This window comes from Mesoaciditoga sp. (assembly GCF_054006115.1).
The window spans coordinates 18,487-35,005 of the sequence record NZ_JBPNHS010000036.1; the positions used below are offsets into that span (position 1 = coordinate 18,487).

13 protein-coding genes are annotated in these 16,519 nt (G+C 39.7%); 4 read left to right on the plus strand and 9 right to left on the minus strand.

What is annotated here, in order from left to right; translation table 11 throughout:
- The 3 genes from ACXJIN_RS07080 (at position 1) to ACXJIN_RS07090 (ending at position 3,262) form a co-directional block, all read left to right on the plus strand.
- On the plus strand, positions 1 to 1,395 hold the full coding sequence (locus ACXJIN_RS07080; protein ID WP_456400827.1) for a hypothetical protein: 1,395 nt from the start codon (positions 1 to 3) through the stop codon (positions 1,393 to 1,395).
- Positions 1,396 to 1,422: 27 nt separating this feature from the next.
- Complete coding sequence (gene aspC / locus ACXJIN_RS07085) at positions 1,423 to 2,574, plus strand: aspartate aminotransferase (protein WP_456400828.1); 1,152 nt, start codon at positions 1,423 to 1,425, stop codon at positions 2,572 to 2,574.
- A 136-nt stretch (positions 2,575 to 2,710) separates the two neighbouring features.
- Positions 2,711 to 3,262 (plus strand): folate family ECF transporter S component, encoded by a 552-nt coding sequence (locus tag ACXJIN_RS07090; protein ID WP_456400829.1) that lies wholly within the window; start codon positions 2,711 to 2,713, stop codon positions 3,260 to 3,262.
- Between the two features lie 75 nt (positions 3,263 to 3,337).
- Here the strand turns inward: ACXJIN_RS07090 and ACXJIN_RS07095 are convergent, their stop codons facing one another.
- From ACXJIN_RS07095 to ACXJIN_RS07115, 5 genes are all read right to left on the minus strand, one after another.
- Complete coding sequence (locus ACXJIN_RS07095; protein ID WP_456400830.1) at positions 3,338 to 4,570, minus strand: aminotransferase class I/II-fold pyridoxal phosphate-dependent enzyme; 1,233 nt, start codon at positions 4,568 to 4,570, stop codon at positions 3,338 to 3,340.
- A 12-nt stretch (positions 4,571 to 4,582) separates the two neighbouring features.
- Positions 4,583 to 5,539: an L-threonine 3-dehydrogenase gene (locus ACXJIN_RS07100; protein WP_456400831.1), complete on the minus strand. Its 957-nt coding sequence runs from the start codon at positions 5,537 to 5,539 to the stop codon at positions 4,583 to 4,585.
- Positions 5,540 to 5,687: 148 nt separating this feature from the next.
- Positions 5,688 to 7,766 (minus strand): efflux RND transporter permease subunit, encoded by a 2,079-nt coding sequence (locus ACXJIN_RS07105; protein ID WP_456400832.1) that lies wholly within the window; start codon positions 7,764 to 7,766, stop codon positions 5,688 to 5,690.
- Complete coding sequence (locus tag ACXJIN_RS07110) at positions 7,750 to 9,069, minus strand: GGDEF domain-containing response regulator (RefSeq protein ID WP_456400833.1); 1,320 nt, start codon at positions 9,067 to 9,069, stop codon at positions 7,750 to 7,752. The genes ACXJIN_RS07105 and ACXJIN_RS07110 overlap by 17 nt, the downstream gene beginning before the upstream one ends.
- A gap of 50 nt (positions 9,070 to 9,119) precedes the next feature.
- On the minus strand, positions 9,120 to 11,099 hold the full coding sequence (locus tag ACXJIN_RS07115; protein ID WP_456400834.1) for an HD domain-containing phosphohydrolase: 1,980 nt from the start codon (positions 11,097 to 11,099) through the stop codon (positions 9,120 to 9,122).
- Between the two features lie 209 nt (positions 11,100 to 11,308).
- On the opposite strand from ACXJIN_RS07115, the gene ACXJIN_RS07120 reads away from it, so the two are divergent.
- On the plus strand, positions 11,309 to 13,096 hold the full coding sequence (locus tag ACXJIN_RS07120; RefSeq protein WP_456400835.1) for a sensor domain-containing diguanylate cyclase: 1,788 nt from the start codon (positions 11,309 to 11,311) through the stop codon (positions 13,094 to 13,096).
- Here ACXJIN_RS07120 and ACXJIN_RS07125 read toward each other — a convergent pair.
- From ACXJIN_RS07125 to ACXJIN_RS07140, 4 genes are all read right to left on the minus strand, one after another.
- A complete protein-coding gene (locus tag ACXJIN_RS07125) occupies positions 13,085 to 13,945 on the minus strand; it encodes a DegV family protein (RefSeq protein WP_456400836.1) in 861 nt (286 codons plus the stop codon). The two genes, ACXJIN_RS07120 and ACXJIN_RS07125, sit on opposite strands and share 12 nt — an antisense overlap.
- Positions 13,946 to 14,077: 132 nt before the next feature.
- Entirely contained in the window at positions 14,078 to 14,557 is a 480-nt protein-coding gene (locus ACXJIN_RS07130; protein WP_456400837.1) for a competence type IV pilus major pilin ComGC, read from the minus strand.
- Positions 14,558 to 14,641: 84 nt separating this feature from the next.
- Positions 14,642 to 15,844 carry a patatin-like phospholipase family protein gene (locus tag ACXJIN_RS07135; RefSeq protein ID WP_456400838.1) on the minus strand — a complete coding sequence of 401 codons (1,203 nt, stop codon included), beginning with the start codon at positions 15,842 to 15,844 and terminating at the stop codon, positions 14,642 to 14,644.
- Between the two features lie 271 nt (positions 15,845 to 16,115).
- Complete coding sequence (locus ACXJIN_RS07140) at positions 16,116 to 16,499, minus strand: endonuclease domain-containing protein (protein ID WP_456400841.1); 384 nt, start codon at positions 16,497 to 16,499, stop codon at positions 16,116 to 16,118.
- Positions 16,500 to 16,519: the final 20 nt, after the last annotated feature.

A 16,519-nucleotide genomic window follows, 5' to 3' on the forward strand; every position in this document is an offset into this window, starting at 1 on the left:
ATGAAGAAGGTATACGTTCTGTTCCTTGTTATCGCGCTGTCTTCATTGGCTCTTGCTGGAGGAATAATGAGTTTCGTTCCTCAAAGTGCCAATTTTGTCGTTAACTTCACAAACAATTCTCAAAATTACGACGCTTTGAAAAAGGTGAATGTCTTCTCATTTCTGCTTAACGATCTGGGAATCGAAAATCTAATTCAGGCATCTGTAAGCCAAACCGCCGTCTCAATCGGGGTAAAATCATCTCAAGTGTGGCAATTTACCAAAAATGATTTCGCCATCTTTGGAAATGCGAATGTCAAAGAACTAAATTTAAAAGAGGCTAAAAGCAATCAGCCAAGCTTTGAAGTGGTTTTAAAGGGAAAGTCCAAAATACTGCTGAACCTCTTATCCGCGCTTGTTGGCGGAAATGTCGGTAAGAAAAACGTGGATAACTACACCATGAACACATTTGAAACGAACGGAATTACACTCTACGTAATGGAACACGAGGGCTACACCCTTATCTCAAACGATCCTGAGTTGATATCTCAATCTATAAAAACATACGAGGGGAAATACCCTTCATTTACCTTTTCTCAAAAGATACCATCCAACATATGGTTTGAATTTTATACGAAAAACAGCGTGCCTGCCAAAAATTTAGAAATGGTCCCCACCGATGGATATGGATACGCCATGGTGGAAAACAACGCATTGGTTTTAAAGGGAACGTCGAAGTTTAAATACAACGATGCGAAATTGAGGGATAAACTGATATCTTTCAATCCAAATGCTCGTTCTTTGGAAGAAATGCCGGCGACGGGAGATCTATGGGCAGCTGTAGACATTGCCGATCCAGTTGGTTTTTACGATTTGATAAAAAAGTACGCACAAGACTTTAATTTAGAAGATCATGCGATCTCAACAGACGAAGGAAGAAAAATCACACAACACCTTAATGGAAAAGCGTTCTTGGACGCGAGCCTCTCATCTGAAGATACGAATTTCGCAGCCACGATTTACCTGGCAAAAGATCTGTCAGAATACATACCAGAGTTCTCAAAGGACGCTTCGGCCACATTCACGTGGAAAGGTCACACCGTCACGAGGGATGACACCGTTGAAGGGACAAAAACCACCCATACCTTCACCATATTCTATCCGAACAAAATAGTCATAACTGACATGGAACCTCAAAAAGCTGAAACATTTATCGATTCTTCAAATAGCGCAAAAGAGATGGGCAATTATTCGTTTTTTGCCAATTCAACGTGGAACAAAGCGTTCTTAATTGCATACATAGACGTTGGAAAGATCGTAAAATCCCTTTTGCAATATCCTTTAGTTTCAGGCGCTTTTTTACAGATGAAATTCGATAAAGATGCCAATTTGGATTGGCAATTGATGATAAAGTAAAAGAGTTATTGAAAGGAGAAAACAAATATGAAAGCCACTTCTAAAAGCGTGGAAGAGATCGAAGCATCACTAACGCTGCGAATAGATTCAAAAGCTAAAGAACTAAAAAAAGACGGAAAAGATCTGGTGCTTTTCACGGCTGGGGAACCTGATTTCAACACTCCCCAGGAAGTAAAAGAAGCAGCTATAAAAGCTATAAACGAAGACTTCACGAAGTACACAAAATCGAGCGGTATATTGGAATTGAGAGAAGGTATCTGTGAAAAATTGAAAAAAGACAACGGCCTATCTTATTCACCGGACGAAATCGTGGTTTCAAATGGAGGAAAGCAAGCGCTTTTCAACGCGTTGGGTGCCATACTAAACCCAGAAGACGAAGTCATCATTATAACACCGGCGTGGATAACATATTTTCCCCAAGTAAAACTGTGGAAAGCTAGACCCGTAAAAGTAAAAACGTTTCCTGAAAACGATTATCTTCCAAAAAAAGAAGATATCGAAAACGTTGTAAACGATAAGACAAAGGCGATTCTTTTCAACTCTCCAAATAATCCTACTGGGGCAGTTTACGATCTAAAAACCATTGAAATGCTTGCGGAAGTGGCTATAAAACATGACTTATACGTTATAGCCGATGAAGTTTATGAAAAAATGGTGTACGACCTTCCACATATTTCCATAGCTTCTCTGGATGGAATGAGAGAGAGAACTATAACGATAAACGGCTTTTCAAAAAGCCACGCTATGACCGGCTGGAGAGTAGGTTACTCGGCGGCACCATTGGAAATATCGAAAGAAATTTCAAAAATACAGTCTCACACAACTTCTAACATAAATTCGATAGCACAAAAAGCCGCGCTTAAAGCCTTAAGTGTCGATACACAATACATGATGGATGAATACCGTAAGCGACGTGATCTGATAAGCGATTTGCTTAAAAAGGCTAATTTTGATTTTTTCAAACCCAAAGGTGCCTTTTACGTCATGATCAACGTGAATGAATTCTTGAACGATCACAAGAGCACAGAAGATCTTTGCATGGAACTAATGGAAAAAGCGGGAGTGGCCATGATACCAGCCGACGCATTTGATATGAAAGGATTCGTGCGCCTTTCTTTCGCGACATCTCAAGAATTGATAAAAGAAGGGCTAAGAAGGCTTACAGAATACTTGAAATAAGCCTTTCAAATGTACTATAATATCGCCAACAGTAGGTAAAAGGGCGTTGTTTCAACGTTTCCAGCCCGTAAAATATGGGAAACGGAATTCAAAAATTCCGTTTCCTTTTTATTTTAATCAGATAGGAGGGAAATGAATGCAAAAAAGCGTAAACGTGAAAAGATTAACCATCAACTCCGCTTTCATAGCGTTAAGCGTCATTTTAGAAAGATTTTTATCCGTGAGAATGGCGTTTTTCGGCGTGGAAGGGGTAAGAATAGGAATAGGGGCGCTGCCAATATTTTTGGCTGGATTTATCTTTGAACCATTAGACGGTCTCATCGTTGGAGCATTAGCCGATCTTGTGGGTTACTTCGTGAGCCCAATGGGCGCGTACATGCCTCAATTTACGCTCACGTCCGCGTTAACCGGATGGATTCCGGCTGTCATGTACAAATACGCATTTAGAAGAAAACTCAACTTTCTATCCCTTTTTGTGGCAATAGGGACTGGACAGTTTATAACGGACATGATAATGGTGCCGTATTTTATACACACCCTTTTCAAGGTTCCATACGCCGTTTTGATGCCTCCGAGAATGATAGGATATCCGATAATGTTATTCATATATCCATTGCTGACATTACCTATAATGAAAAGAATACCCGCATTCAATAAAGAAGCGTTGCGACGAACAAAGCAAAGTTAAAATTTTTAAACTTTTAAGATAAAACAAAAAGCCCCTCCATTTTTGTTTTTGGAGGGGCGGTGTTATTTAATTTCATCAATGGGTATCTCTGTATTTTTTTAAAACTTCTAACGCGTAGTCAATGTCGTACTCCGTGTGATCTGCGCAAATTTGGAAGCGGATCTCTTCATCGCCCTTTGGAACAACCGGAAAAGCAAGGCCTGTGGCGAGAATTCCGTTTTCCATTAGGAAATTGACAAGATCCTTCGTTTTTTTGGTATCCCGTATCATAAGGGGAACAACCGGATGCTCTCCCTTAATAACTTCATAACCCAAATTGACAAGACCATCTTCAAAGCGCTTTGTCATATCATGAAGATGTTTCATCAGCGCTTGTCCCTTTTCGCTGTCCAATATTTCAACGGCTTTCAATGAAGCCGCCGCCTCGCCCGGGGTAATTGGATTGGAGTATATGTACAGCGGGGCGCTCTCACGCAGATAATCTATAACCGTTTTATCGCTTACCACGTAACCACCGTTTACGCCTAACGCTTTTCCAAGGGTCGCGACTAAGACATCGATACGGTTTTCATTCAAGAATTCCGTCGTGCCCCTGCCGGTTTTCCCAATCGCTCCAACGCCATGCGAATCGTCCACGACGGTTATCACGCCTTCTTCGAATTTATCGTTGTACTTCTCGGCGAGATCGGCTATCGTGTTGAGAGGCGCCCATTCGCCGCGCATGCTGAATATGCCATCAGTTACCACGATCAATCGTTTCGCATTCCCCACGGATTGTTTGATTAACTCTTCAAGTTCATTCATATCGTTATGCTTGTAGACTTTCTTGTCTTTTGGTTTTGCGAGCCTGATCGCGTTGATGATACAATTATGATTCAATTCGTCGCTTATGATTATCGTTTCTTTCGTTGTAAGTGGTGGAATTATTCCCATAACAGTAGCGTAAGCGGCGCTGAAAATCATGCAATCTTCTCTTTTATGAAATTCTGCAAGCTTTTTTTCAAGCATTTTATGCGGAGAATAAGTCCCACTTATAAAACGCACCGCGCCCGGACCGGCTCCAAATTTTTCCGTTGTCTCTTCTTCAGCTTTTATAACTTCCTTATTTAAAGCCATTCCAAGGTAATTATTGGCGTTCATCCTGAGGAATTCTTTATCTCCGTACCCTTCTATGAAATACCTTACTCCTTTTTTGCCTTCCGCTGGCTTTATGCCAGTAATAACCGCTTCTTCACCCTTCAGTGTTCCCTTTTCTTCAAGTTCCTTCAAATGATTTTGCAAAGCTTTTTTAACCTTCGCTAAAGGCATCTTTACCCCTCCTCACAATTTAATTGATAACTTACTCGATAATTTCTCAAGCATATCCGTTGTCATGGATTCAAGATCGTATTCCGGTTTCCATCCCCATTCGGCACGCGCCGCGCTGTCATCTATTCGATTTGGCCACGAATCCGCAATGGCTTGGCGAACTGGATCTATATCGTACTCTATGGCGAAATCTGGAATGTGTTTTTTTATCTCTTGCGCTATTTCCGCTGGAGAAAAGCTCATCGCCGTTATGTTAAAAGCGTTTCGATGAATTAGCTTTCTTTCATCGGCTTCCATGATATCTATGGCGGCCTTTATGGCATCAGGCATGTACATCATGTCCATACGCGTATCTGGCCTTAAATAACAGGTGTACTTCCCATGCTTTAAAGCCTCGTAATATATCTCCACGGCGTAATCCGTGGTACCGCCACCGGGTAGAGCCACGTAAGAGATGAGACCCGGAAAGCGCACTCCACGCGTATCGACTCCAAATTTTTGGTGGTAGTAATCACACAATAACTCACCAGCAACTTTTGTTATTCCGTAGATCGTGTTTGGACGCTGAATGGTATCTTGTGGTGTGTTGTCTTTAGGGGTATTCGGTCCAAAAGCCCCTATCGAGCTTGGAAAGAACACAGCACAATTGTTCTCCTTGGCGACTTCCAGCACATTTAGAAGACAGCCCATGTTCACATTCCACGCAAGTAAAGGATTTTTTTCTCCAACAGCGGAAAGCAAAGCGGCTAAATGGTATATCGTGTCAACCTTGTAGCGTTGAACCACACGGTTTACCGCGTCTCTGTCTGTACAATCAAGCAACTCAAATGGTCCCGATTCGAAAATCTCTTCGCCTGGTCTTCTCTTATCACTTGCCACGACATTTTCCGATCCATACCTTTTACGCAATTCCGTCGTGAGCTCTGAACCTATCTGTCCTCCTGCACCAACAACCAAAATCCTTTTCATTTTCGCACATCTCCTTTACCTTTTTAAAGATGCTTTTTCTCTGTATTTTTCCTTACCAAATGTATTTTATCACAACAAAGATTGTTACGGCCATTTTTGCGCTTACCTAAGCTTAATTATTGCGTTTTTTTTCGTTTGTCGTAAGCCCTTAAAGTTCCCCCACGAAAACGATGGTCAAAAACGCGCCAACGGCTATTCCAACTAAGAGCAAAAACCCGAGTTGCATGTAAAGGCGCAATGGCGCAAAGAGTAAAGTTGCGAATCCTGCCATCAAGCCAAAAGCGCTTATAAGTATAACCGGTCCCACTTCATTTATAACTTCTTCAACATTTTTTATCATACGGTAACGACTTATGGTGTGGATGGAATAATCTATTATCAATCCCATGAGCACGCTGGATATTATCGCCGTCGAAACTTCCAAATTTATACCTGAAATTCCCATAATCGCAAAATTAAACACAACAGTTAAAACGATCGGAACGGAAGCGATCAACGGAGGTATAAAACTTCTAAAAGTTATGATGAGAAGTACAAGTATGAATATGAAAGCCATAACTATTGTGTAAATTTGGTTTTGCATTATGGAATCGTTCATAACGGAATAGATAAGGGAAGGAGAAGTTATTTCCACTTTGTATTGTGAAAAACGTTTTCCCAATTTTTTTATGGCCTTCGCTATCCTTTGAGCGCTATTCGTATCTGTTAAAGGCGTTTTTACCAGCAAACGTGTGGTATTACCATGAAACCACTCTGAAAAGTAAGGCGCGTACTTTGGATTTTTCGAAAGTGTTTGAAGAATCGGAAAAGGAACGTTAAATGATTTTGAAATGTCAATTGCGGAGTTGACTCCGGAAACGCCGGGAATTTTTTCGATATCACTTATGAATTTTTCCAAATTGTACGAATCTTCCTGAGTAAACGCCTGATCTTTTTCAACCATCACGTAAAAGGGAAGCACCCATCCAAAGTATTCTTTGGCAGCGCGCGCCGAAGCGTTCACCGTCGAATTGGATTTAAAATACTCGAATTCATCCGAATTCACATTTATCCAGCTCATAAAAAGTGGAGACAATCCAACGAATATGAGCGTTGCGATGATAGCGTATTTGTTGAATCTGTGAGAAAAAGAAGTTTTGAATTTGAGAGTTCTGATATTCTTTTTATGAATATCAAAAAATTCAGCGATGGCGGGTATCAGAATGATGGCAAAAATGGCGCTAACACCTATTCCAATTGAAACTAAAATTCCAAACGTCTTGAAAGCGCCTATACCTGTGAAAACAAAAGAAATGAATCCAACAATGGTCGTTAAGGCAGACATGATTATCGGTATGCTTTCTTCTCTCAAGGTTTTCAAAACGGCTTCGTGATGTTCAAACTTTGAACGGTTAAACATGTATCTGTCTAAAAAGTGCAACCCATATGATGAGCTTACAACTATTATGAATATCCCAACAGTGGCGTTTATCATGTTAAGGGGAATGTTAAGCATGCCGGCAAGTCCATATGTCCACATAGCGGCTATGGCTGAAAGAAGAGGCGGAATGGCGGCGCCAACCAGATTTCCCAACCTTAAAAAGTACAATAGCCACATAAGGCCAAAAAGAAACGGTGGATAAAAGATGGCCAAAATCAAGATTGACGAATTCATAAAAGAATTCACCACTTCATTGCCCGTAATGTAATATCTCATGCCCTTGGGAAGAGAACTCCTTAAAATATTTTCCAAAGTGTTAGTCATATTTTTAGCATTGTTTTTGAGATAAACGATTATAGACGTTACCTTCGCGTGGGAATCTATGAGGTTTCCAACGTAGAGTTTTGAATTGAGAAGCTCTTTCGCGTTTGAAGTGGGGATTCCATTCCTAAAATATGGCGTGTATTTCAATCCTTTAAAAAGGCTGAATTTCACATCGGCAGCGTCAAAGATGGATTGAACACTTTTCACCGCTTCTAATTTCCTTATCTTTTCTACCACCTTGTACAACGCCAAAGAGTTACTTTTTTTGAGTAAGCCATTCGTTTTTACTATGATCATTATCTCATCTGAATCGCCAAAATCTCTTTCCATTTTTTTCATCGCCACAAGGTATGGATCGTTTTTAGGAACGAGGGCCTCATTTCCCTGCATCTTTATCTTTGATAAAAACGCGAACAAAACAAGGCTTGCTATCCCAAATATGACAAAAACGATTATGGAAACGGTTTTATCCGAGATTTTCATAGCTTCTCACCATGTTTCTCCCGCCTTTCTTAGCTTCGTAAAGCAATTTATCGGCATACTCTATGGTTTCGGTGAAGCTTTTCAAATCGTCTCTTACTGCAACTCCGGCGCTAACGGTAATTGTGAGTTCTGGCACACTTTTAGAAAAATGGGCTTCTTTTACCTTTTGCCTAAACTCTTCCAGCATATCGGTAAGAAAGTGGACTTTTTCAGATATCAATAGAAATTCCTCTCCGCCAAATCTCCCAACGAAAATGCCATTTTTCTCACCGAACTCTTTAAGCATACTTCCCAGGCCGGATAAAACCTCATTTCCAACTTCATGACCGTACGTGTCGTTAACTTTTTTAAAGTGATCGATGTCTATTATTGAAAGTTCAAAATCTTTGCCAGCTTTCCACAATTTTTCGAGATGCTCTTCAATCGCCCTGAAGTTCGCGATGCCTGTTAAATCATCAAAATAAGCGTCTTTACGATAATCGTTCATTTGAATGCCTATTTTGAATATACCACCAAGCTCTTCACATATTATGGAAAGCAACGCCTTTTCCCTTAAAGAAAATTCTTTTTCTCTCCAAAGCGCTATCACGCCTTCTTCCTTTCCGTCGTAAGAGATAACGTTGTAAATCCCCTGCAAATTGGAAAATTCCTCTTTTCCAGCTAAAGTTTTGTAAGTGTGAAGCGAAGGAAAGTAAGGTCTCTTCATCTCTGAAAGTAAAGTTCTTTCCATCTCCCTGGGATTTTTAGAAGAAGAGTAAAGCAGCATCTCACTCATGCTTATCACGAGTATGGCGATGGATTCAACGTTGAATATGCTCTTCAACAAATTTCTTATCTTTTGAACTGTATAATCCATGTCTTCAACGTGATTTGAAAGTTCTCTCGTTTCCGCTCTCAAAGTTGTTTCCGTCAACAACTCGTCCAAAAGCGTCGCGAACATTTCTTTTCCGTTTCTCGGCGCGATTTTGTTTTCCCATTTGAATTTTTCCAACATCTTTTCGACGTTTTCAAGCGCGTTGCGAGAGCTCTTCTCTATGTACGCGTCCGCCCCTGAGTACATGCTCCAGAACCTGTCCACGGTATCGGCGGAACCTGTCAAAAGAATAATCGGCATACCTTTGAGGTTGGGATCTTTTTTCAAAATCCTGCAAAGCTGATAGCCGTTCAATCCAGGCATTACAACGTCGGAAATGAGGGCGTTGGCACTTATTTCGTATATCTTCGAATAAGCTTGTAAGCCATCTTCAACGGTTATAACATCGTGGCCATTTTTGATAAAAAATCCTTCAAAATGGCCCGCCACATCTTGCTATCATCGGCAACCACGATTTTCAACGCCATTCCCCCTGTTACTCAAGACTCAAAGCTTTCCACATCTTTAATCATCTCAAGAAATTCTTCAACCAACTTGGGATCGAATTGCTTTCCCGCATTTTTTCTTATTTCTTCGATGGCATCTTCTTTTTTCTTCGCGCGACGATATGCCCTATCACTTGTCATAGCGTCGTAAGCGTCACATATCGCCATTATCCTCGAATTTATCGGAATCTCTTCACCCGCTATTCCTCGCGGATAGCCTTTGCCATCCCACCTCTCATGATGGCACTTTATGATCAACGCCACGTCGTGAAGCTGCGCGCCTTCTTCTACGATCTCCGCACCCACTAGTGGATGCTTTTTTATCTCTTCAAACTCTTCCAACGTGAGCTTTTCTTTTTTGTTCAAAATTTCCAATGGAACAAAAAGCTTTCCCACATCGTGAAGTATAGACTCTTGCCAGATCTTTTTCAATTCATCTTCACCAAATCCCAACATCTTTGCTAAACGAACCGAGCAATTCGCAACTCTTTCAGAATGACCTTCAGTGTAAGGATCGTACTTTTCAAGAATTTTTGTCAGCATCATCGTGATCTTGTTCTTCATCTCTTCTTGAGCTTTAGAGTACTTTCTCAATATGTAAAAGGCGGAGGCTATCTTTGAAAAACTTTCAACCGCCTTTACGTCCTCTGGAGAAAATTGCTTGTCGCTATTTTTAGGAATGTCAACACACAAAAATCCTTCTTTATCTCCGGAAAGATCTAAGGGAACCATTATCGTCTGTTTTATCGGTAAAATGGCTTCTTTCAACTTTTCGAGTAATGAATCCGGAATTATTCTTTCGTCAAATTCAAGTATGTTATTTATAACTTTTTTGTCACTGTTAAGAATGTACTTAGAATTTAAGTGAAGCTTTCTCAATTTTTGAATGTCGTGTCCAACAGCCGCCACAAAGCGCCATTCATTGGCATCTATGAGAGAAAGTGAACCGTACTTCGCGACGGGTACGACTTGAAGTGTGCTTTTCAAAACCTGGTTGAGAAATTCGTTCTCACTCATTTCAGAAATTCCCATCTTTGCCAACAAAGTACTTATATTTTGAAAACGAAGGTTTAAACTTTCAAGCCTTTTGTAAGCGTTTTTCAACTCTAAATTCGCCGTTCTCAGCTTTTCTTTTGCTCTTTCTTCTTCGGTAATATCCCTTAACGAGGCTAACATAACGGCTTCACCGTTCAAATAAATCGTTTTAGTGTTGAAATGGCACAATCTTTCCTTTCCATCTTTCCTTATGATCACGGCTGTGTACTCTTTTGGTGCCATAGCACCGTTCTTTCTTTTCTTATGATACTTCATAAGACGCGGAAAATCTTTTGGATGAACTACATTCCACGCGTTCATAGTCAAAAGCTCTTCCTTAGAGTATCCGGTTAGGTGGCTGACTTCTTCGTTAACGAAGAGCAATTTTCCGTCATCGAAAATTATTATGGAATCGTGGCTCTTTTCCAAGATGGATTTGTAAATTTCCCTCTCATTATCGAGAGACTTTCCCATCCCTCTTACCCTTAAAATGTTGTGTGCCAGATGTGAAAACAATTTCATCTTCTTTAAATCACGCTGTGAAAATACGTTTTCATTAGATGCGATACCCAGATCAACAACGAACTTTTCGCTTCCACTTGAAAACAAAATACAGGAAAGCGATTCCTTTAAATCAACTCCAGTTGTCTCAAAAACCGCTTCTTTCCATTCTTCATTTTTCGTTTCACAAGACGAATTGAGCAGTGACAAAAAAGCGGAAAAAGGTATCTTTTTTATGTTTTTGTCGTATCCAAACGAAGCTTTTATAAGGACCGTATCTTCGTTAACTTGGAACAAAACGCCATATTCCGCTTCTTTAACCAATTCAGCGGTAACTCTTAAAATTCCTTCAAAAAATTTTTCATCGTCTTCAAAGGGATTCACTTTAGACACGAAATCCACCATTAGTTTCATGTCCTGTGGAAAATCTTCTAACATGCTTTCTCCTTTTCGCTTATCAAACTTACTTTTTAACTCTTAACGTACATCAAGCCGCTTTTTAATACCTCCTCCAAGCCTTGCCATAACCGAGGAGCTTTTAATTCTGTAGCTATGATACCACAGCGAATAATTTAATTCAACGACGTGGTGTGTTAAGCATCATTATGTTATAATTGTATAAACATTTTATGTGAAAGGGGCATATAATGGAAAATGATTATCATATGAAAAAATTTCCACCAGAAATGCAAGAATTGATAGAATTCATCTCCACGCTTAACCCATTTGAAAGCGATGCGAGCGATTTTCTTTCACGAATGTTAAGGAAATTGATGAAAATAATTCACGAAGCGGATTGTGGAAGCGCTTTTATATACAAAAATGGAAAGGTAAAGTTCGTCGATGCCGTGTGCCACGATTTGGAAGCTTTGAAGAGATTGGAACTCGATGAAGATGAATTTAAGCTTCCAAAAAACGAAGTGTTGTTGGTAAAAAACACTTTGGATTTGCATTCAGATGAAACGAGAAAAAAATTCGCCGGTGCCATTAAACCTTTAAAAGAATCGTTGGTCTTCGATCTGAAAGTTGGAAATAAAAACGTGGCGGGAATAGGAATAGACATTCTAAAAGAAAGTGAAAAACATTTCAGCAAGCGTTCTTGCGAAATCGTAAAATTGTTTAAAAATTTGGCAGCGAACGCTTTTAAGATAAAAGTCCTGGAAGAGGAATTAAACAGAAGCAAGATAAAGTTCAAAACGTTAAGCGATTTTTCGCCAGTTGGAATAGTATTAATCGATTCGTCTTTGAAGTTTTCATACGCTAACAGAATGGCGTGTGAAATGAGTGGGTACACAAATTCTGAACTTTCTAAAATGAATTTTTGGGAGCTTATTCATCCTGATTTCGTGGAAATGGTGAAAGAAAGGGGATTGAAAAGAATTAAAGGTGCCAAAGCCGTAAAGGAATACGCCGTTAAGATCGTAACCAAGAGCGGAAATGAAAAGTGGGTGGATCTCCGCTCAAAAAAAGTGGAGCTATTTGGTGAACCAATGCTCGTGGTCTCAGCCTTAGACGTGGATGAATTGAAAAGATTACAGCAAAGCAGAGATGAAATCATGAAACGCTACGAACTCGCGCTGGAATCGTCAAGAATCTCTGTTTTCGAATACGACGTGATTGAGGAAAATTTGAAAATTTCCAAAGAAATTTTCATCCAATTGGGTTACAATCTTGGCGATTTCAACGATTCTATCGAATCATTTCGGAAATTGGTACATCCTCACGATTTTGAAAACGTCTTTGAATCGTTAAAAAAGTACGTGGAAGACAGAAATTCACAATTCGATGTCGAATATCGAATGCTCTCACGTGAAGGAAAATGGCAATGGATCTCGGCTCGCGGAAAGGTGATAAAAAGCGATGAAAATCAAAATCCTTTGACAATCTTTGGAATTCTTGAAAACGTAAACGAACGAAAGAAAATAGAAGAAAAACTCAAAGAGTACGCCACCTATGATGAATTAACCGGCGTTTACAACAGAAGAACTGGCCTGGCAATACTCAGTGAAAAGATGAAATCTTCACAAAGAAGTGGACAGCCCCTTTCAATATGCTTTGTAGACGTAAATGACCTCAAGCACGTCAACGACAAATTCGGTCACGCTTGCGGGGACGAATTGATAAAAACGTCTGTTAAGCTGATGCTCAAAAATATAAGAAAATCAGACGTGCTGTGCAGAATAGGAGGAGACGAATTTCTTTTGATATTCCCATCTTGCACTATGGAAAATTCGGAGAAAATGTGGCAAAAAGTCAAAACCGACTTTCAACGCCTAAACGAAAGCGGTCAAAAGCCTTACAACGTGATTTTGAGTCATGGTTGCGCGCAATATGATTTTAGAAGCACACAAGACGAGTTGATAGCCATCGCCGATATGAAGATGTACGAAGAGAAGAAAAGAATGAAATCAAAGAAATTCAATCTATTCCGTTAAAACGCCAGCACCTATTAGCCCATCTCCAACATGGACCAAAAGCACAGGAGTGGTGCTCTTTTTAAAAACCACGTCGGCGTTTAAAGGCTTTAAGTCTTCCTGTATGTAGTCCACCAATTCAAGTGTTTGAGAACTCTTTCCAGAATGGTAGATGGACAGCGCAATAACCTTTTTATCCTTTGTAAATTCCTTCAAATCTATCAGCATTCTATCAACTGCCCTCTTCATGCCACGAGCCTTGGTTACGGTGTAGTACTTTCCGTTTTTGTCCACGGAGATAACCGGCTTTAAACTCAATATCTCCCCCATCGTCGCGCCAACCCTTCCTATTCTTCCACCGGCTTTCAAAAATTTCAAAGTCGGAATCGTGTAGAAAAGCTTTGATTTTTCAATGGAAGCCTTCACTTCATTTATCACTTCTTCAAAACTCGCCCCGCTGTCTATCGACCGCAAAGCTTTGTAAACCAAAAACCCCGCTCCCATCGATATGTTCAAAGAATCTACAATTTCAATTTTGATGTCAGGAAACTCTTTTACGAAATCAGAAGAGGCCATCTTAAAAACGTTATGCGTGCCGCTTAATCCACTTGAGATATTCACGCCTATTATTTCGTTGTACCCATCTTTTACCATTTCCATGAGGGCGTTCTTAACTTCATCTGCATTTGGCAAAGAGCTTTTTGGAAAACCTTGTTTCATGAATTCCAAAACTTTTTCTTCATTTATTCCAAATCTATCTTTGTATATCTTGTCGCCTAATATGACTTTCAGCGGAACCATTTTTACACGTTTGTCTTCTAAAATTTCATTTGGAAGATCTGTTCCGGAATCACATATAACTCCTATCATACCTCAACATTCCTTTCAATATTCTTTAAGACATTATACAATAAAAGAAAGCGTTTTTGGCTTTTTGGGTAAGAACGGCAACAAAAAAGCCCACTTTATGTGGGCTTTAATTATTAAAGATTTAATTGATTATCACCAGTATCTGGCTATAACTGTGGTAACTCCTACACCAGCTGATGGAAGACCAGAATCAGTTTCAAAATTAGTAACACTAGTTGCTTCTTGCCAAGCATTGTATACATCAGTAGGATTAGCGGCACTCCCGCTGTATACAATTGCTATGGTAGCGTTTTCGCTGATTGGAGTATTACTTGTCTGTTCCCAACTAGTGTTACTCGCATCATAATAATAAATTCCGTACTCACTTGTATCTATTTTTCCAGTAAGGTAATTTCCATTTACCAGAGTATTCAAAGCCGGTAGTTTGTGTTCGCTGTAAGCGTAATTTTGAACGGCACTCTCAATGGATCTTAAATTTTCCGCTATTCTTGTAGCGTTCGCATGCTTTATCGCATTCAACGCAACAGGCACCAAAGCTCCCATCAAAGCGGCTATAACAGCCATAACGATGAGAAGCTCAACTAACGTAAAACCTTCTTTCCTCTTTCTCATTAAGTTCACCTCCGTAAAGTTTTCCTTTTATTCTTAAGAAACTTCTTCATTCTAACATATTATCGTCTCGATGGTCAACAAACTTTAACCTTCATTTTCGCTTTTCACGTTTTCACATATTTCCTTAACGAATTCAACAAGCTTCAAATCTTTTTTCTCCCACGATTTCCAAAATGGACGCTTGGGAATTTTAGCTTTCACTATAGCCTGACAAAGCAAATATTGCGTGTACGCTTTCAATCGTGGAACATTTAAATATGAAGCGGCGTATTCTAAGGAAGAAAGGTTTAATTGTTCAAAAGAAGAAGAAGGAAGGTAATTTAAAAGTTCTGGCAAGATCTTTTCGTAAACTGCAAAATCTACGCTTTCATTTTTCACATTCACACCAAGAATATTCGCCAACTTTTCAACTTCTTTTTTATTCATTTTCAGCATGGTATCTATTAAAATGTTCTTTGAAGATGGGTATATATAATATTTCCTTCCAACTAATTTTCCGAAGAATTTCATCGTGTCTAAATATCCCATCTCTTCCCATACTCTTTCTTGAGATGGGACGAATTCCATCGCGCTTCCAATCGGACCCGATGGATTTATCACCTTGAATTCAACATCTTTTGGAATTTTGGGAAGAAAAATTGGGATATCAGAAACGTTTACAAGCAATACATGTTTAAAGCCTTTTTTCAAAGCCATGTCAACTGGCGCGTTGTTGTAAAATCCTCCATCTATATAGACGTTATTTCCTATCTTCCATCTTTTAAAAAGAGGGTAATTCGCGCTTGCCATTAGGTAATCAAGAAGCTTTCCCTTTGGAATGTTTGAAAGATACAATTCCAAAGGAGTGAAATTTGAAATGTCAATCGTTACCAGCCCAAAGTTAATTCCGCTTTTCCTCACTTTTTCTTCATCGAGATATTTGGAAATTAGGAATGCCAAAGGCGAAACGTTGAATCCACCAGATAAAAGAACCTTATAGATTTTGGGAAGAGAAAGCCTGAAAACACTTGTAGAAGAGGTAGAAGGGAGCTCCAATACACTTTCAAAAGAGAGGTTTTGCCATATTTTGTACAATTCGTCCACATCACCTTGAACGTAAAATACACCGTTCAGCGATCCAACCGATGTTCCGTAAACACCTTTTACGTTCAGTCCTACCTCTTTTATGGCTTTCAGGGCTCCCGCCTCGTAAGCGCCGCGTGCTCCTCCACCAGATAGCACCAATGCCCATTCAGGAAGGGCAAATAGGATAAGTGCCGTTCCCAACAAAATTAGAAAAAAAAGCAAGATGACCTTTCTCGTTGAAAATCACCTTCTCAATAAAAGTGATTGGAAAATTCCAGTTTTCTGAATTGGAGTCTTTCCCCCTTCGGCAGCTCTGCCGCCACTTCCCCCGCAAGCGGGGGCAGACTTACTATATAAAATTGCTTCACCGCCACTTTGCCCATAAATGGGGGCAGACTATATGAAAATAACTTCGTTGACACCTCTTATTTAGAGACAGAGTGAATCTCATGATATTTGAGTCCCCTCTCACAGAGTGGGAGGGGTGGCAACGTTAGTTGGCGGGGAGGGTTGATGATTTTATCCATACTTCTATTCCTCTTAAAACACTTTCAATGTTTTCTTTTACCTCTTTATCACTGAACCTCAAAACGGTTATTCCATAACTCTCAATTTCTCTTTGCCTTTTCATATCCAACTCATATTTTTCGTCATGACTGCTTCCATCTATCTCTATCACTAATTTCAATTTTCGGCAAAAGAAATCAACGATGTAATTTCCTATTATCTCTTGCCTTCTAAACCTATATCCTAACATCTGACCTTTCCTCAAATATTGCCATAATAGCGTTTCGGATAAAGTCATGTCTTTCCTTAAATTCCTTGCAAGAACTTTTAAATTCTTATTCTTGGTAATCTTTTTCTCCCCCTTTGCCAACTTGCGTTGGCACTTCCCCC

Bases quoted from the DNA above. Each gene is read 5' to 3' on its own strand.
- ACXJIN_RS07080 (WP_456400827.1), top strand. From the start codon at position 1: ATGAAGAAGGTATACGTTCTGTTCCTTGTTATCGCGCTGTCTTCATTG.
- aspC (WP_456400828.1), top strand. From the start codon at position 1,423: ATGAAAGCCACTTCTAAAAGCGTGGAAGAGATCGAAGCATCACTAACG.
- ACXJIN_RS07095 (WP_456400830.1), bottom strand. From the start codon at position 4,570: ATGCCTTTAGCGAAGGTTAAAAAAGCTTTGCAAAATCATTTGAAGGAA.
- ACXJIN_RS07130 (WP_456400837.1), bottom strand. From the start codon at position 14,557: ATGAGAAAGAGGAAAGAAGGTTTTACGTTAGTTGAGCTTCTCATCGTT.
- ACXJIN_RS07105 (WP_456400832.1), bottom strand. From the start codon at position 7,766: ATGAAAATCTCGGATAAAACCGTTTCCATAATCGTTTTTGTCATATTT.
- ACXJIN_RS07120 (WP_456400835.1), top strand. From the start codon at position 11,309: ATGGAAAATGATTATCATATGAAAAAATTTCCACCAGAAATGCAAGAA.
- ACXJIN_RS07115 (WP_456400834.1), bottom strand. From the start codon at position 11,099: ATGTTAGAAGATTTTCCACAGGACATGAAACTAATGGTGGATTTCGTG.
- ACXJIN_RS07100 (WP_456400831.1), bottom strand. From the start codon at position 5,539: ATGAAAAGGATTTTGGTTGTTGGTGCAGGAGGACAGATAGGTTCAGAG.
- ACXJIN_RS07090 (WP_456400829.1), top strand. From the start codon at position 2,711: ATGCAAAAAAGCGTAAACGTGAAAAGATTAACCATCAACTCCGCTTTC.
- ACXJIN_RS07125 (WP_456400836.1), bottom strand. From the start codon at position 13,945: ATGATAGGAGTTATATGTGATTCCGGAACAGATCTTCCAAATGAAATT.